The sequence below is a fragment of the Variovorax sp. IB41 genome (assembly GCF_016405905.1).
In the GTDB taxonomy this organism is placed as follows: Bacteria; Pseudomonadota; Gammaproteobacteria; order Burkholderiales; family Burkholderiaceae_C; genus Variovorax.
Genome location: NZ_JAEFCB010000002.1, coordinates 242537 through 256201 on the forward strand (window position 1 = coordinate 242537; position 13665 = coordinate 256201).

Here is a 13665-nt window from a genome sequence, read left to right on the forward strand (position 1 = left end):
GGGGATCGAGGGAACGAAGAAAACTCAGCGGATCAGTAGTCGTCCCGGCTGCGGCGGCTGGCCAGCACGATGAGCGCCGTGATGGCGGCGCCGGCGGCAGCAGCCAGCAGCACCGAGCGAACCGGCTGGTCGGAGATGTAGCGGCCCGTGACGTCGGCGGCCGCTTCGAGGCGGCGCTGCGCGCGTGCGCTGGTGGTCGATGCAGCGTCCAGGCCGCGCTGAACGGCTTGCTGCACGCGGGCTGCGAGCTGCTCGACGGCAGGCTCGGCATCGCGGCGCAGTTCGCGGACCTTTTCGCCCGCCGCATTCACCGCGTTCTGAGCGTAGGCGCGGGTCGATTCGACCGCGTCGTTGGCGGTCTGGCGCGCGTCGTCGGCGAGTTGCGAGGGAGTCTTGGTCGTCGTGTTCATGTGAAAGTCCTTTCCGGGAAGATGAAATGCGGGAGCCTGTTGATCGTAACTACGCTACTTGCGTCGGAGCAAGCCGGCCAGGAAACTCGCGATGGCAAGCACGGCGAAGATCACGAAAAGGATCTTGGCGATCCCGACTGCGCTGGCCGCGATCCCACCGAAGCCGAACAAGGCGGCAATGAGGGCGATGACCAGAAACACCACGGCGTAATGCAACATGCGGAACTCCTTCGAGGCTTTCCCTCGTTGTTTTTGAGAACGGCGCATCCGGTCTTCATGGGAAGCATCGGATGGCACAGGAGCAACCTTAAGTGGGGCCCCCTCTGTACCCTGTCAGCGACCGGGGGCGGGGAGCGTAGGAGACGACCGAGTCCACCCGCGCCGGGGTGTGACGCAATGCCGCGAATGCAGTTCTTGCGAACCGCGCTCAGGCGGGTTTGACCACGGGCAGCATCGCGCTCAGGCGCGTGCCCCTGTCGGGCGTCGAGGAGATCGTGAGCTTGCCGCGCGCGGCCTCCACGCGGTGGCGCATGCCCGCCAGGCCGTGCGTGGACGGGCGCATGCGCTGCGTGTCGAAGCCCTTGCCGTTGTCCGTGACTTCCACGATCACGTGGTTCTCGTAGTTCTTCATCACGATCGTCGCTTCGCCGGCCTCGGCGTACTTGCCGATGTTGGTCAGGCTCTCCTGCACCATGCGGTAGATCGTGAGCTGGCGCGATTCGTCCAGCGTCACTGGCTCCAGCGCCATCTCGACCTGAAGGCCCGAGCGTTCGGCGAACTCGCGTCCCAGGATCTCCAGCGAGGCGACCAGCCCGAGGTTCGAGAGCGACGAGGGCCGCAGGTCTTCGATGATGCGGCGCTTGAGCGCGATGCCGCTGTTGAGCAGGTCCGTGAGGTGCTGCAGCCGCTGGATGGCGTCGGGCGACTCCGCCAGCCGCGACTTCAGGCGCGCCACGTCCAGCTTGGCGGCGGTGAGCAGCGAGCCGAGCTCGTCGTGCAGCTCGCGCGCGAGATACCCGCGCTCGTTTTCCCGCACGTCCTGCAGGTGGGTGGCCAGCTCGGCCAGCGAGGCGGTGCGCTCGCGCACCTCGTCTTCGAGCGCATTGCGTTCGCGTTGCAGGGCTTCCTGCTGGCGCTCGCCGATGGAGCGCAAGGCATGCGTCTGGCGCAGGTAGAGGAAGAAAGCGATCAGCGCCGCGAGCGCCACGATGGCCGTGCCGATGCGCGCGAGCTGCAGCGAGCGCAGCACCTGCACCTGGCCGTCGTGCAGGGTCTTGTTGCTCACGTTGACCAGCTGCAGGGCGGTGGCGCGGATGGCGTCCATTTCCTCGCGCCCCACGTCGGTGGTGATGACGAACTTCCAGGCGTCTTCCTTGCCGTCCTGGCGCAGCCGCACGCTCATGTCCATCTCGGCCACCTTGCGCAGCACGTGCTTGGAGAGTTCGCCGATCTGGGCCATTTCGGCCGGCCGGTCGGCGTACAGCTGCCGCAGGGTCGCGAGATTGCCGTCCACCTCCTTGATCGCCGTGTCGTAGGGCTGCCGGTAGCTGGCCTCGCCGGTCAGCAGGTAGCCGCGCTGGCCGGTTTCGGCGTCCAGCATGTTCTGCAGGATCTGGTTGACCACGCCGCGGCCTTTCTGCGCCTCGTCGATGTCGGCCAGGGAGCGCGTGGACTGGCGAAAGCCGGCCTCGTTGATGCCGATCAGGGCCAGTGCAGCCAGTGCCGCGAGCAGGAGGCTCAAGGCCATTCGAGGGGGGGCTAACCAGTGCATGAAACTTTCAAGGCTGCGTTCGGCGCAAGTTCGTGAATAATTGACAACATTCAGGGACCGGCATGTTGCGGCCTAGGTGGCGCGCAACACAACGACGAAAGTAACAGATGATCAAAATTGGAATTGTGGACGACCACGCCATCGTGCGATCGGGGCTCCGGCAGTTCTTCTCCGAGCACGTGGACCTGCGCGTGGCGGGCGAGGCAGCCAGCGGGCGCGAAGCCATCGAGCTGGTGCGCACCACGGAACTCGACGTGCTGGTGATGGACCTTTCCATGCCCGGCCAGAGCGGCATCGATGCGCTCGCCATGATCCGCGCCAAGGCGCCGGACGTCGGGATCCTGATCCTGAGCGGCTATCCCGAAGAGCACTACGCGATGAACCTGATCCGCCAGGGCGCGAGCGGCTACCTCAACAAGGAATGCGATCCGATCGAGATCGTGAACGCCATCCGCACCATCTCGCTGGGCCGCCGCTACATCACGCCGGCCGTTGCCGAACTGCTCGCGCGCCAGCTGGATCGCAAGGACGACGCCGCACCGCACGAGCAACTCTCGGAGCGCGAATTCCAGGTGTTCCTGAAGCTGGCCAAGGGCGAGACCGCGGGCGACATCGCCAAGACGCTGTCGCTGTCGGTCAAGACGGTGAGCACCTACCGCACGCGCCTGATGGAGAAGATGAACCTCTCCTCCAACAGCGACCTGACGTACTACGCGCTGAAGAACAAGCTCATCGATTGAGCGTCTAGGACCCTGAAGGCGAAGCGCGCAATGCCTTCGCCTGCTGCAGGCAGAAATCGACCAACGCGTCGATTTCGTTGGACTTGTCGAACACCGCATCGACGCCGAACTCGGCGCAGCGCCGCCGGATGTCCGGCGTCGCATAGTTGCTGAGCACCACCAGCATCTGGGTCGGCTTGCGCGACTTGCAGGCCTGCAGCACGCCCAGCCCGCTTCCCTGCTTGAGAAAAAGATCGACGATGGCCAGGTCCCACTGGTTGCCGGTGTCCAGCAGCCATGCGCGTGCGTGGTCTTCGGTCTCGGCGAATCCGACGACCGTGGCGCAAGTGAGTTCTTCCAGGGTGCCAATGAGGTTTTCACGGATCGTGAGGTTGTCTTCGACGACGTATGTCTGCAATCTGGAGTCCATGCCGAACCGCGCTTCCTCTCACGTTGGCGGGGTGCATTCCTGACGTCCTGCTGCCAGGAATGCCTGCACGTGGACCTTGAGGCTTCGCCGAAGCGCATCATGCAGGGTTCATGGTCCGCGTGTTGTAGGCGTGTTCCGACGACGGCGCCTGCGGCGCGTCGTCCGTAGGCAATACCGCACGGTCGGTGCGGTCCGTTGCCGACCCGTGAAGGACTTCAAGAGGGTTATCCACGCAGTCATGGCTACGAACATCTTTGGCCCCCGCCCGCTCGGCCGCCGCCCGTTGTGGCAGAAATTGCTGGCGTCGCTCGTGCTGCTGTTCGTCGCCTTGCTGATCGTCCTCATGTTCTTTCCGTGGGACGTGCTGCGCGAGCCGGTCAACCGCTATGTGAGCGAGAAGACCGGGCGCAAGTTCGAGATCACGCGGCGGCTCGACGTGGACCTGGGCTGGCGCGCCGCCACCGTCAAGTTCGACGGCATCGAGTTCGCCAACCCTTCCTGGGCGCGCGACCCGTATCTCGTGAAGGCGGATCGCGCCGAGTTCGACATCCGCATCTGGCCGCTGGTCGCGAGCAAGATCGTCATTCCGCGCCTGGCGCTGTTCTCGCCCACCCTCGGGCTGCAGATGGAGCAGGACGGGCGCCGCACCTGGGCGTTCGGCAAGGACACCTCCGACGCCGGCACGGTGCCGAGCATCGGCCTCATGCAGATCGACAGCGGGGCCATCGACTTCCTGGCCAAGCATCTGGGCGTCGACCTGCACGCCGACGTGAACTACGACACCAGCCTGGGCGAGATGCCGCTGAGCTACCGCATCAAGGGCCGCTACAAGGGCCAGCCGCTCACGGCCGATGGCCGCACGGGCAACGTGCTGCAGATCGACGCGGCGGGGGCGCCGCCGTTCCCGCTCGAGATCAATGCGGCCGCCGGCCAGACCAAGCTGAAGGCATCTGGCACCGTGTCCGGACTGGCGGGCCTCGACGGCATCGACGCGAAGTTCCAGCTCAAGGGCCAGACGCTGGGCGCGCTGTTCCCGCTGCTGGGCATCGCGCTGCCGCAAACCTCGCCCTATGCGCTCAGCGGCGACCTGAGCAAGCGCGGCACGCTCTGGCAGGTGGCCGGGCTCAAGGGCAAGCTGGGCCTGTCCGACATCGCGGGCGACATGAAATTCGACCAGGCCACCCAGGTGCCGCACCTGGCCGGCGACCTGCGCTCCAAGGTGATGGACATGGACGATCTCGGCCCGCTCATCGGCCTGCCGCCCACGGCGCGATCGGCCACCGCGGTCGAGGGCGTGGCGCCGCCGCCGAGCATCACCCAGGTCAAGCGCCCGGCGGGCGCCAAGGTGCTGCCGACGGCGCCGCTGGACTTCGAGCGCCTCCGCGCCATGAACGCCGACGTCAAGTACACGGCCGACCGCATCCAGAACGTGCGCGAGATACCGCTCGACCGCGGCAGCGTGCAGGTGAAGCTGAAGGACAGTGTGCTGACACTCGACCCACTCGACCTGGGCGTGGGCGGCGGCAAGCTGGCCGGCGCGATCCGCATCGACGCAGCGAAGAATCCGGCGGACATCCGCGCCTCGCTCGACCTGCGCGGCATGCAGCTCGCGCGCCTGTTCCCCAAGCTGGAAACCACGGGCAACAGCGTCGGGCGCCTGGACGGGCGGCTGAACCTCTCGGGCTCGGGCAGTTCGGTGGCCACGTGGCTGGGCGGATCGTCGGGCGATGTGGCGGTGATGGCGGGACGGGGCCAGTTCGGCAACCTGCTGCCGGTGTTCGCGACGCTGGTGGGCGGGGACATCATCAAGTTCCTGCTGCGCGGCGACCGCAATGTCGAGCTGCGTTGCGCGGCCGTGGCGTTCGACGTCAACAAGGGCCTGATGACCGGGCGCACGCTGGTGGTGGACACGACCAACGCCGTCTTCACCGCCACCGGACAGGCCAGCCTGGCCAACGAGACGCTCGACTTCGTCGTGCGGCCGGAGCCCAAGTCCAAGAACATCCTCTCGCTGCGCACGCCGCTGGTGGTGCGCGGCACGTTCGGCGCGCCGTCGGGTGGGGTCGAGGTCGGGCCGCTGGCCGGACGCGGGCTCGCCGCGCTCGCGCTGGGCGCTGTCAACCCGCTGCTCGCGCTGGCCGCGACCATCGAGACCGGGCCGGGGCAGGACGCCGATTGCAAGGACGTGGTGTCGGACGCCAACAAGCCCACCGCGGGTGCCGCGGCCCAGGGCGCGGCCCGGGCCAAGGGCGCGAAGCAGCCCTAACTCCGGCTAGGACTGGGGCGTCGCAGGGCGCTGCGCGCAGACGCCGCAGTGCGGATCGCGCGCCACGCGCAGGGTGTCAAAGCTCGTGCTGCGCCCATCGAACATCAGCAGCTTGCCGGCGAGCGAAGGGCCGATGCCCGCGAGCAGTTTCAAGGCCTCGCTGGCCTGCAGCGTGCCGATGGTGCCGACCACCGGGCCGAACACACCCAGCACCGCGCAACGCGTTTCCTCGAAAGCCGCGTCGGGTGGGAAGATGCATGCGTAGCAGGGGGAGACTGCGTCGCGGGTGTCGTACACGCTCAGCTGGCCGTCGAAACGGATGGCAGCACCCGCCACCAGCGGCTTGCCGTGCGCCACGCAGGCGCGGTTGACCGCATGGCGCGTGGCGAAGTTGTCGCAGCAGTCGACCACCACGTCGGCCGCCGCGACGAGGCGCGACAGCAGGGCCTCGTCGGCGCGCAGCGCGTGCGTCTCGATGGCGATGTCGGGGTTGATGTCGCGCATCGCCTGTGCGGCGGATTCGACCTTGGGGCTACCCACGCGGGCGTTGGTGTGCGCGACCTGGCGCTGGAGGTTGGTGAGATCGACCTCGTCGTCGTCCACCAGCGTGATGTGGCCGACGCCGGCCGCCGCCAGGTAGAGCGCGACGGGAGAACCCAGTCCGCCCGCGCCGATGACCAATGCGCGGCCGGCACTGACGCGCGCCTGGCCGTCGATGCCGAACTCCTCAAGCAGGATGTGCCGCGAGTAGCGCAGCAGGTCGTGATCGTCCATGCGCGCCCCGTTCCTCGCGAATGAAGAAGCTGCTGCCGGCGCGAGCCGCACGTTGCGTGCGGCCCCGCTCGCCGGCTTCAGTTTTCCTTCTTCTCGTCCTTGTTCTCGACAATGATCTGCGTCTTGCTCACGAGCACAGGCTGGCCCTTGAGGCGGTTGAGCGCCTGCACCAGCGGGAAGTCCTTGTCGGTGCCGAACTCGGGCGCCTTGCGGTCCTGCGGCGGCTTCTTGGCTTCTTCTTCGAGGCGCTTGCGGGCTTCGTCGCGGGCCTTTTCGCGTTCCGGGTCCTTGGTTTCCGGACCCTGGCCGCTGGCCAGGTGCTTCTCGAGATCGGCCTCGCGCATGCGCAGGGCCGCGAACGGGCTGCCCTCGGCACTTTCGTCGACCAGCACGTTGGGCACGATGCCCTTGGCTTGGATCGAGGTGCCGCTGGGTGTGTAGTAGCGCGCCGTGGTGATCTTCAGGCCCGTGTCGGGGCCGAGCGGGCGCACGGTCTGCACCGAGCCCTTGCCGAAGGTCTGGCTGCCCATGACGATCGCGCGCTTGTGGTCCTGCAGGGCGCCGGCCACGATTTCGCTGGCGGAGGCCGAGCCTTCGTTCACCAGCACCACCAGGGGCACGTTCTTGAGCGCCGCCGGCAGGTTGCGCAGCGGGTCGCTGCCGGAGCGGCGCTGGTAGAACTCGGGCGCCGCCTTGTAGATCGACTTGCTCTCGGCCAGCTGGCCGTCGGTGGTCACCACCGTCACGTTCTCGGGCAGGAACGCCGAGGACACCGCCACCGCCGCGTCGAGCAGGCCGCCCGGGTCGTTGCGCAGGTCGAGCACCAGGCCCTTGAGGTTCGGGTCTTCCTTGTACAGGTCTTCGACCTTCTTGACGAAGTCGTCGACCGTGCGTTCCTGGAACTGCGAGAGGCGAATCCAGCCGTAGCCCGGCTCCATGATCTTGCCGCGCACCGACTGGGTACGGATCTCTTCGCGCGTGATCGTGACCGGGAAGGTGCGGCTCTCGTCCTTGCGGAAGATGGTCAGCAGCACCTTGGTGTTGGCCTCGCCGCGCATGCGCTTGACGGCTTCGTTCAGCGAGAGGCCGCGCACGGCGGTGTCGTCGATCTTGGTGATCAGGTCGTTCGGCTTCAAGCCCGCACGGAAGGCCGGCGAGCCTTCGATGGGCGAGACCACCTTGATGAGCCCGTCTTCCTGGGAAATCTCGATGCCCACGCCGACGAAGCGGCCCGTCGTGCCTTCCCTGAATTCCTTGAAGGACTTCTTGTCGAAGTACTGGGAATGCGGGTCGAGCCCGGCGACCATGCCGGAAATGGCGTCGGAAATGAGCTTCTTCTCGTCGACCGGCTCGACATAGTCACTCTTGACCATGCCGAACACGGCAGCGAGCTGCTGCAATTCCTCCAGCGGGAGCGGCGCAAGCGATCCGCGTGCGACCGTCTGCAGGGAGACGGTGGTCAGGACGCCAGCTACGGCGCCGGCGGCGACCCAGCCGGTGATCTTCAGTTTCTGGCCCATCATGAGTGGTTGTCCTTGTCGGCGGCTGTCGAACCAATATACACAGCTTGGAAGCAATTTGTTTGCCGGGGTTCCACGGGGGGACCGGCAAGCGGGGGTTTTCTTTTCAGCCCTTGCCTTGCGAAGCCACCGCGGCTGCCGCCTTTTCGGCGGCTGCGGCATCGCCCAGGTAGTAGTGGCGCAGGGGCTTCAGGTCGTCGTCCAGCTCGTAGACCAGCGGAATGCCGTTGGGGATGTTCAGCCCGACGATGGCGTCGTCCGAGATGCCGTCCAGGTACTTCACCAGCGCCCGGATCGAGTTGCCGTGGGCCGCCACCACCAGGCGGCGCCCGGTGCGGATGGCCGGTGCCATCGATTCGTTCCAGAACGGCAGCACGCGCGCCACGGTGTCCTTCAGGCACTCGGTCAGCGGGATTTGCTCGGGCGAGAGCTTGGCGTAGCGCACATCGCTGCGTTCGCTGCGCGGGTCGTCCGCTTCGAGGGGCGGGGGCGGGGTGCTGTAGCTGCGGCGCCAGACCAGCACCTGCTCGTCGCCGTACTTCTTGGCGGTTTCGGCCTTGTTCAGGCCCTGCAGGCCGCCGTAGTGGCGCTCGTTCAGGCGCCAGGAGTGCACCACGGGCAGCCAGGTGCGGTCCAGTTCGTCCAGCGTGTGCCAGAGCGTGCGGGTGGCACGCTTCAAGACACTGGTGTAGGCCACGTCGAAGTCGTAGCCCTCGGCCTTGAGCAGCCGGCCGGCCTGCTTGGCCTGTTCCACGCCGGTCTCGGTCAGGTCGACGTCGGTCCAGCCGGTGAAGCGGTTTTCGAGGTTCCAGGTCGATTCGCCGTGGCGGATCAGTACCAGTTTGTGCATGTGGGAGGCCTTTGGAAGCGCTTGGGAAAACCAGCATTCTAAAATCCCGGGTTTGCCATCCAAGGAACCCCCGTGAAATTGATCGAATTCGTCACCGCGAACTGGATGCTGATCCTGATCGCACTCAGCTCGGGCGGCATGCTGGCCTGGCCGCTGATCCGGGGTTCTGGCGGCGGAACGCTCACGGCCCAGGGCGCCGTGCAGCTCATCAACCGCGAACGCGCCGTGCTGGTCGACGTGCGCGAACCCGAAGAGTTCGCCACCGGCCACATGATCGGCGCCAAGAACGTGCCCCTGAACCAGCTCGACGAAAAGCTGGCCAGCACGGTCAAGAACAAGAACGTGCCGCTCCTCCTGGTGTGCGCCACCGGCGCCCGCGCCCAGCGCGGCGTGGCCATGGCCAAGAAACTCGGCTACGAGCAGGCCCAAGCAGTCGCCGGCGGGCTCAAGGCCTGGAAAGACGCTAATCTGCCGGTTGAAAAGGCCTGAAACCTCCCCGAGATACAGCGTATGCAAGCAGTCAAGATGTACACCACCGCCGTTTGCCCGTATTGCATTCGCGCGAAGCAGATCCTCAAATCCAAGGGCGTCGAGCAGATCGAAGAAATTCGCATCGACAGCGACCCCGAGGCCCGCAACACCATGATGGAGATCACCCAGCGCCGCACGGTGCCGCAGATCTTCATCGGCGACACCCACGTGGGCGGTTGCGACGACCTGATGGCCCTGGACAGCCGCGGCGGCCTCGTGCCGCTGCTGCAGGGCGCCTGAAACACAAAGCAGCCGGAACCGTCTTGTGACCGGGCGATAATCGTCTGCTCATCCATCTGCAGCCCGCTGCGGGAACCTCTCCCCGGCGGGCATTGTTTTGATCCTCGAAAGTTCAGCCATGGCCGACCAGCAAGCCCAAGATCCCGTGTTCCAGATCCAGCGCGTCTACCTCAAGGACCTGTCGCTCGAACAACCCAATTCGCCCGCGATCCTGCTGGAGCAGGAACAACCCACCGTCGACATCCAGCTCGGCGTGGACGCCCAGCCCGTGGCCGAAGGCATCTTCGAGATCACCGTCTCGGCCACCGTGCAGACCAAGATCCAGGACAAGACAGTGTTCCTGGTCGAAGCCAAGCAAGCCGGCATCTTCGAGATCCGCAACCTGCCCGAAGACCAGATGGGCGCCATCCTGGGCATCGCCTGCCCGCAGATCGTCTACCCGTACCTGCGCGGCAACGTGGCCGACGTGATCCAGCGCGGCGGCTTCCCGCCCGTGCACCTGGCCGAAATCAACTTCCAGGCGATGTACGAGCAGCAGCAGGCACAGGCCGCCGGCCAGCCTGCGCCGACCCTCGCGCAGTAAGCCTGCACAACTGCCGCCAACGCCGATGAAGATCTGCGTTCATGGCGCCGGGGCCTGGGGCACGGCAGTGGCCGTCAATGCCGCTGCCCGCCACGAGGTCACGCTCTGGGCGCGCGACGCCGCCCAGGCCGATGCCATTTCGAAGGCCCGCGAGAACACCCGCTACCTGCCGGGGCTGGCGCTGCCGGCCTCGCTCGCGGTGCGGGCGGGCGATATCGGCCAGGCCCATGCCGGCGCCGATCTCGTCATCGTCGCCACGCCGATGGCGGCCCTGCGCGAACAGCTCGTCGCGCTGCGGGGCTGCACCGCGCCGGTCGCGTGGCTCTGCAAGGGCGTCGAGCCCGCGCTCGATGCCACATCCTTCGGCCTGCTCGCCCACGAAATATGGGCGCAGGTCGCTCCCGATCTGACAGCCGGCGTCCTCAGCGGCCCGAGCTTCGCGCAGGAAGTCGCCGAAGGCCGCCCGACCGCGCTGGTCGCCGCCAGCCCCCATGCCGCCGTGCGCGACGCGCTCGTCGATGCCTTCCACGGACCGGCCCTGCGCGTCTACGCCAACGAGGACATCGTCGGCGTCGAAGTCGGCGGCGCCGTCAAGAACGTGCTGGCCATCGCCACCGGCCTGTGCGACGGCCTCGCGCTCGGGCTCAACGCGCGCGCGGCGCTCATCACCCGCGGCCTGGCCGAAATGACCCGATTCGGCCTCGCGCTCGGCGCCCGCGCCGAAACCTTCATGGGCCTGTCGGGCCTGGGCGACCTCGTGCTGACCGCCACCGGCGACCTGTCGCGCAACCGCAAGGTCGGCCTGCTGCTGGCCCAGGGCCGCACGCTCGCGCAGGCGGTCGATTCGCTCGGCCACGTGGCCGAAGGCGTGTACTGCGCGCGCACCGTGGTGCAGCGCGCCCGAGGCTTGGAGCTGGAGATGCCCATCGCCGAGGGCGTGGTCGCGCTGCTCGACGGCCGCGTGAACCCCCAGGACGCGGTCGCCGCGCTCACGGGCCGCGACCCGGTGCCCGAATCGGTACAGCCCGGCGCCACGGCTTCCCCTCGTCAATCCCCTTAAAAAAAACAGAGACAAAGCGCCATGAGCCTTCGCTTCGATTTTTCAGCGTCGGCCGTGGCCGCGCTGGCCCTCGCCGATGCCACCCGCGCCTTGCAGGAAGACGTCGCCGACGGCGACCTCACCGCCTCACTGGTCGATCCCGCCCGCCGCGCCCGCGCCCGCGTGCTGGCGCGCGAGTCGGCCGTGATGTGCGGCGCGCCCTGGGTCGAGGCGACGATCAGGCAGCTCGATCCCGAGGCCCGCATCACCTGGCTCTGCGCCGAAGGCGAACGCTGCGCCGCCGACCAGACGGTGCTGGAAATCGAAGGCACCGCCCGCGCGCTGCTGACGGCCGAGCGCACCTCGCTCAACTTCCTGCAGCTGCTGAGCGCGGTCGCCACCAAGACCGCGCTGTACGCCGACGCCGTCGAAGGCACGCGCGCCCGCATCGTCGACACCCGCAAGACCCTGCCCGGCCTTCGCCTCGCCCAGAAATACGCGGTGCGCACCGGCGGCGGCGTGAACCACCGCATCGGCCTCTACGACGCGGTGCTCATCAAGGAAAACCACATCGCTGCGGCCGGCGGTGTCGCCGCGGCGCTGCGCGCGGTGGTGCCGGTGGCTTCGCAGGCGGCCTTCGTCGAGGTCGAGGTCGAAACGCTGGCCCAGCTGCGCGAGGCGCTCGGCGCCGGCGCGCGCATGGTGCTGCTCGACAACATGGACCTGCCCACGCTGCGCGAAGCCGTCCGTATCAACGACGAGGCGGGCGCCGACCGCAAGGCCGTGCTGGAGATCTCGGGCGGCGTCACGCTCGAGGGCCTGCGCGCCCTGGCCGAGACCGGTGTCGACCGCATCTCGGTCGGCGCGTTGACCAAGGATGTCAAGGCCATCGATTTCTCGATGCGTTTCCAGGAAAGCTGATCCGCCCATGTCGTCCCCGGTCATCGACGTCGACTACGAGCAACCCGCAGCGAAGGCAGGGGCGGTCTGCGACACCCGCCATGCCTGGGCCCGCGTGCCCGTCGAGCCCTCGGCGGACCAGCGCGTCGCGCTCAAGGAACGCATCCGCCGCCTGCTGCGCGAGCGCAATGCGGTGATGGTGTCGCACTTCTACGTGCATCCCGACCTGCAGGACCTGGCCGAGGAAACCGGCGGCATCGTGAGCGATTCGCTCGAGATGGCGCGCTTCGGCCGCGACCATGTTGCCACCACGCTGGTGGTGTCGGGCGTGCGCTTCATGGGCGAGACCTCCAAGATCCTCTCGCCCGAAAAGCGCGTGCTGATGCCCGACCTGGACGCGAACTGCTCGCTCGATCTGGGCTGCCCGGTCGAGGAATTCAGCGCCTTCTGCGACCAGCACCCCGACCGCACCGTGGTCGTCTACGCCAACACCAGCGCGGCCGTGAAGGCGCGCGCCGACTGGCTGGTCACCTCCAGCTGCGCGCTCGACGTGGTGAGCGCGCTGCATGCGCAGGGGCGCAAGATCCTCTGGGGACCGGACCGCCACCTGGGCGACTACATCCAGCGCCAGACCGGCGCGGACATGGTCAGCTGGAACGGCGCCTGTATCGTGCACGACGAATTCAAGGCACTCGAACTCGATCTGCTCATGAAAGCGCATCCGTCGGCGAAGGTGCTGGTGCATCCGGAGTCGCCGGCCGACGTGATCGCGCTGGCGGATGCGGTGGGCTCCACCTCCGCGATCCTGAACGCCGCGCAGCGCATGGACGCCAGGGAATTCATCGTCGCCACCGACACCGGCATGCTGCACAAGCTGCGCACGCTGAACCCCGGCAAGACTTTCATCGAGGCGCCCACGGCCGGCAACGGCGGCACCTGCAAGAGCTGCGCGCATTGCCCGTGGATGGCGATGAACGGGCTGGTCGAACTGGCGAATGCGCTGGAGACCGGCGCGGGCGAAATCCATGTCGATCCGGCACTGGGCCTGCGCGCGCGGCTGCCGATCGACCGGATGCTGGCGTTCACCGCGGGCCTGAAGAACGGGCAGGCGCCCGGCAGCCTCGTCGCCGGCATCGGCGCGGCCTGATTCCGCATGGCTCCTTCCCCCTCTGGGGGAAGGTTGGCATGGGGGCAGGCAGAGCGCTCGATGGATACGCCGCTTGCCCCCACCCCAGCCCTCCCCCGGAAGGGGAGGGAGCAAAGCCTAGAACTCCAGCGTGCAGCTGTCGCCCAGCGCCTCGCGCCACACGCGCACCCGCGCGAGCGACGCGCGGAACTCCGGTAGCGCATCCGCAATGAACAGGCAGAGGTTTTCGAGCGTCGGCGGGTGCAGCCCCGCCACATCGTCCAGCAGGTGATGGTCCAGCAGCTCGCGCACGTCTTCGAGCCGCCGCCTCAGCAACCCGAGGTCGATCACCATGCCCGTGACGGGATCGCGCTGGCCCTCGAGCCAGACTTCGGCGTGGTACGTGTGGCCGTGGATACGGCGGCTGCCTTCCACTTCGATCTCGCGCTTGAGCGTGTGAGCGGCGTCGAAGAAAAAGCGTTGGCTGATGGTGAAGCGCATAAAAA

The 13665-nt window shown here is 67.5% G+C and carries 16 protein-coding genes; 8 read left to right on the forward strand and 8 right to left on the reverse strand.

Annotation, left to right across the window (positions count from 1 at the left end):
- Positions 1 to 32 precede the first annotated feature (32 nt).
- From JC881_RS07850 to JC881_RS07860, 3 genes are all read right to left on the reverse strand, one after another.
- Complete coding sequence (locus JC881_RS07850; RefSeq protein ID WP_093438163.1) at positions 33 to 410, reverse strand: hypothetical protein; 378 nt, start codon at positions 408 to 410, stop codon at positions 33 to 35.
- Positions 411 to 464: 54 nt separating this feature from the next.
- Positions 465 to 629 (reverse strand): DUF1328 domain-containing protein, encoded by a 165-nt coding sequence (locus tag JC881_RS07855; protein WP_013543146.1) that lies wholly within the window; start codon positions 627 to 629, stop codon positions 465 to 467.
- 208 nt (positions 630 to 837) lie between these two features.
- On the reverse strand, positions 838 to 2157 hold the full coding sequence (locus JC881_RS07860; protein WP_198785165.1) for a CHASE3 domain-containing protein: 1320 nt from the start codon (positions 2155 to 2157) through the stop codon (positions 838 to 840).
- A 131-nt stretch (positions 2158 to 2288) separates the two neighbouring features.
- Here JC881_RS07860 and JC881_RS07865 point away from each other — a divergent pair, with 131 nt between their 5' ends.
- Positions 2289 to 2921 (forward strand): response regulator, encoded by a 633-nt coding sequence (locus JC881_RS07865; protein WP_007837167.1) that lies wholly within the window; start codon positions 2289 to 2291, stop codon positions 2919 to 2921.
- Between the two features lie 4 nt (positions 2922 to 2925).
- Here the strand turns inward: JC881_RS07865 and JC881_RS07870 are convergent, their stop codons facing one another.
- On the reverse strand, positions 2926 to 3330 hold the full coding sequence (locus JC881_RS07870; RefSeq protein ID WP_198785166.1) for a response regulator: 405 nt from the start codon (positions 3328 to 3330) through the stop codon (positions 2926 to 2928).
- Between the two features lie 238 nt (positions 3331 to 3568).
- Between JC881_RS07870 and JC881_RS07875 the strand changes: the two genes are divergently transcribed.
- The gene (locus JC881_RS07875) at positions 3569 to 5596 is read left to right on the forward strand and encodes an AsmA family protein (protein ID WP_198785167.1); all 2028 of its coding nucleotides are present in this window, start codon (positions 3569 to 3571) and stop codon (positions 5594 to 5596) included.
- Between the two features lie 6 nt (positions 5597 to 5602).
- On the opposite strand, the gene JC881_RS07880 is transcribed toward JC881_RS07875, so the two are convergent.
- The 3 genes from JC881_RS07880 to gpmA form a co-directional block, all read right to left on the reverse strand.
- Positions 5603 to 6370, reverse strand: a complete 768-nt coding sequence (locus JC881_RS07880; RefSeq protein ID WP_198785168.1) for a HesA/MoeB/ThiF family protein — start codon at positions 6368 to 6370, stop codon at positions 5603 to 5605.
- Between the two features lie 77 nt (positions 6371 to 6447).
- A complete protein-coding gene (locus JC881_RS07885; RefSeq protein WP_093438276.1) occupies positions 6448 to 7890 on the reverse strand; it encodes a S41 family peptidase in 1443 nt (480 codons plus the stop codon).
- Between the two features lie 106 nt (positions 7891 to 7996).
- The gene (gpmA, locus tag JC881_RS07890) at positions 7997 to 8740 is read right to left on the reverse strand and encodes a 2,3-diphosphoglycerate-dependent phosphoglycerate mutase (protein WP_013543140.1); all 744 of its coding nucleotides are present in this window, start codon (positions 8738 to 8740) and stop codon (positions 7997 to 7999) included.
- 105 nt (positions 8741 to 8845) lie between these two features.
- Here gpmA and JC881_RS07895 point away from each other — a divergent pair, with 105 nt between their 5' ends.
- The 6 genes from JC881_RS07895 to nadA all read left to right on the forward strand — a co-directional run bounded on the left by JC881_RS07895 (position 8846) and on the right by nadA (position 13180).
- Positions 8846 to 9229, forward strand: coding sequence for a rhodanese-like domain-containing protein (locus tag JC881_RS07895; RefSeq protein ID WP_233101659.1), 384 nt, complete (start codon positions 8846 to 8848; stop codon positions 9227 to 9229).
- A 21-nt stretch (positions 9230 to 9250) separates the two neighbouring features.
- The gene (grxC, locus tag JC881_RS07900) at positions 9251 to 9511 is read left to right on the forward strand and encodes a glutaredoxin 3 (protein WP_042579566.1); all 261 of its coding nucleotides are present in this window, start codon (positions 9251 to 9253) and stop codon (positions 9509 to 9511) included.
- 118 nt (positions 9512 to 9629) lie between these two features.
- Positions 9630 to 10094: a protein-export chaperone SecB gene (secB, locus tag JC881_RS07905; RefSeq protein WP_093438142.1), complete on the forward strand. Its 465-nt coding sequence runs from the start codon at positions 9630 to 9632 to the stop codon at positions 10092 to 10094.
- A 25-nt stretch (positions 10095 to 10119) separates the two neighbouring features.
- Positions 10120 to 11154, forward strand: a complete 1035-nt coding sequence (locus tag JC881_RS07910) for an NAD(P)H-dependent glycerol-3-phosphate dehydrogenase (RefSeq protein ID WP_198785169.1) — start codon at positions 10120 to 10122, stop codon at positions 11152 to 11154.
- A gap of 21 nt (positions 11155 to 11175) precedes the next feature.
- Positions 11176 to 12054: a carboxylating nicotinate-nucleotide diphosphorylase gene (gene nadC, locus JC881_RS07915; protein WP_198785170.1), complete on the forward strand. Its 879-nt coding sequence runs from the start codon at positions 11176 to 11178 to the stop codon at positions 12052 to 12054.
- 7 nt (positions 12055 to 12061) lie between these two features.
- A complete protein-coding gene (nadA, locus tag JC881_RS07920; protein ID WP_198785171.1) occupies positions 12062 to 13180 on the forward strand; it encodes a quinolinate synthase NadA in 1119 nt (372 codons plus the stop codon).
- 117 nt (positions 13181 to 13297) lie between these two features.
- On the opposite strand, the gene JC881_RS07925 is transcribed toward nadA, so the two are convergent.
- Positions 13298 to 13660 carry a 6-carboxytetrahydropterin synthase gene (locus tag JC881_RS07925; RefSeq protein ID WP_176659427.1) on the reverse strand — a complete coding sequence of 121 codons (363 nt, stop codon included), beginning with the start codon at positions 13658 to 13660 and terminating at the stop codon, positions 13298 to 13300.
- Positions 13661 to 13665 lie beyond the last annotated feature (5 nt).

What these genes read in the sequence shown, in the direction of transcription:
- nadC (WP_198785170.1), top strand. Translation starts at nt 11,176, where the DNA reads ATGAGCCTTCGCTTCGATTTTTCAGCGTCGGCCGTGGCCGCGCTGGCC.
- JC881_RS07860 (WP_198785165.1), bottom strand. Translation starts at nt 2,157, where the DNA reads ATGGCCTTGAGCCTCCTGCTCGCGGCACTGGCTGCACTGGCCCTGATC.
- grxC (WP_042579566.1), top strand. Translation starts at nt 9,251, where the DNA reads ATGCAAGCAGTCAAGATGTACACCACCGCCGTTTGCCCGTATTGCATT.
- nadA (WP_198785171.1), top strand. Translation starts at nt 12,062, where the DNA reads ATGTCGTCCCCGGTCATCGACGTCGACTACGAGCAACCCGCAGCGAAG.
- secB (WP_093438142.1), top strand. Translation starts at nt 9,630, where the DNA reads ATGGCCGACCAGCAAGCCCAAGATCCCGTGTTCCAGATCCAGCGCGTC.
- JC881_RS07855 (WP_013543146.1), bottom strand. Translation starts at nt 629, where the DNA reads ATGTTGCATTACGCCGTGGTGTTTCTGGTCATCGCCCTCATTGCCGCC.
- JC881_RS07870 (WP_198785166.1), bottom strand. Translation starts at nt 3,330, where the DNA reads ATGGACTCCAGATTGCAGACATACGTCGTCGAAGACAACCTCACGATC.
- JC881_RS07850 (WP_093438163.1), bottom strand. Translation starts at nt 410, where the DNA reads ATGAACACGACGACCAAGACTCCCTCGCAACTCGCCGACGACGCGCGC.
- gpmA (WP_013543140.1), bottom strand. Translation starts at nt 8,740, where the DNA reads ATGCACAAACTGGTACTGATCCGCCACGGCGAATCGACCTGGAACCTC.
- JC881_RS07865 (WP_007837167.1), top strand. Translation starts at nt 2,289, where the DNA reads ATGATCAAAATTGGAATTGTGGACGACCACGCCATCGTGCGATCGGGG.
- JC881_RS07925 (WP_176659427.1), bottom strand. Translation starts at nt 13,660, where the DNA reads ATGCGCTTCACCATCAGCCAACGCTTTTTCTTCGACGCCGCTCACACG.
- JC881_RS07875 (WP_198785167.1), top strand. Translation starts at nt 3,569, where the DNA reads ATGGCTACGAACATCTTTGGCCCCCGCCCGCTCGGCCGCCGCCCGTTG.
- JC881_RS07895 (WP_233101659.1), top strand. Translation starts at nt 8,846, where the DNA reads ATGCTGATCCTGATCGCACTCAGCTCGGGCGGCATGCTGGCCTGGCCG.
- JC881_RS07910 (WP_198785169.1), top strand. Translation starts at nt 10,120, where the DNA reads ATGAAGATCTGCGTTCATGGCGCCGGGGCCTGGGGCACGGCAGTGGCC.
- JC881_RS07885 (WP_093438276.1), bottom strand. Translation starts at nt 7,890, where the DNA reads ATGGGCCAGAAACTGAAGATCACCGGCTGGGTCGCCGCCGGCGCCGTA.
- JC881_RS07880 (WP_198785168.1), bottom strand. Translation starts at nt 6,370, where the DNA reads ATGGACGATCACGACCTGCTGCGCTACTCGCGGCACATCCTGCTTGAG.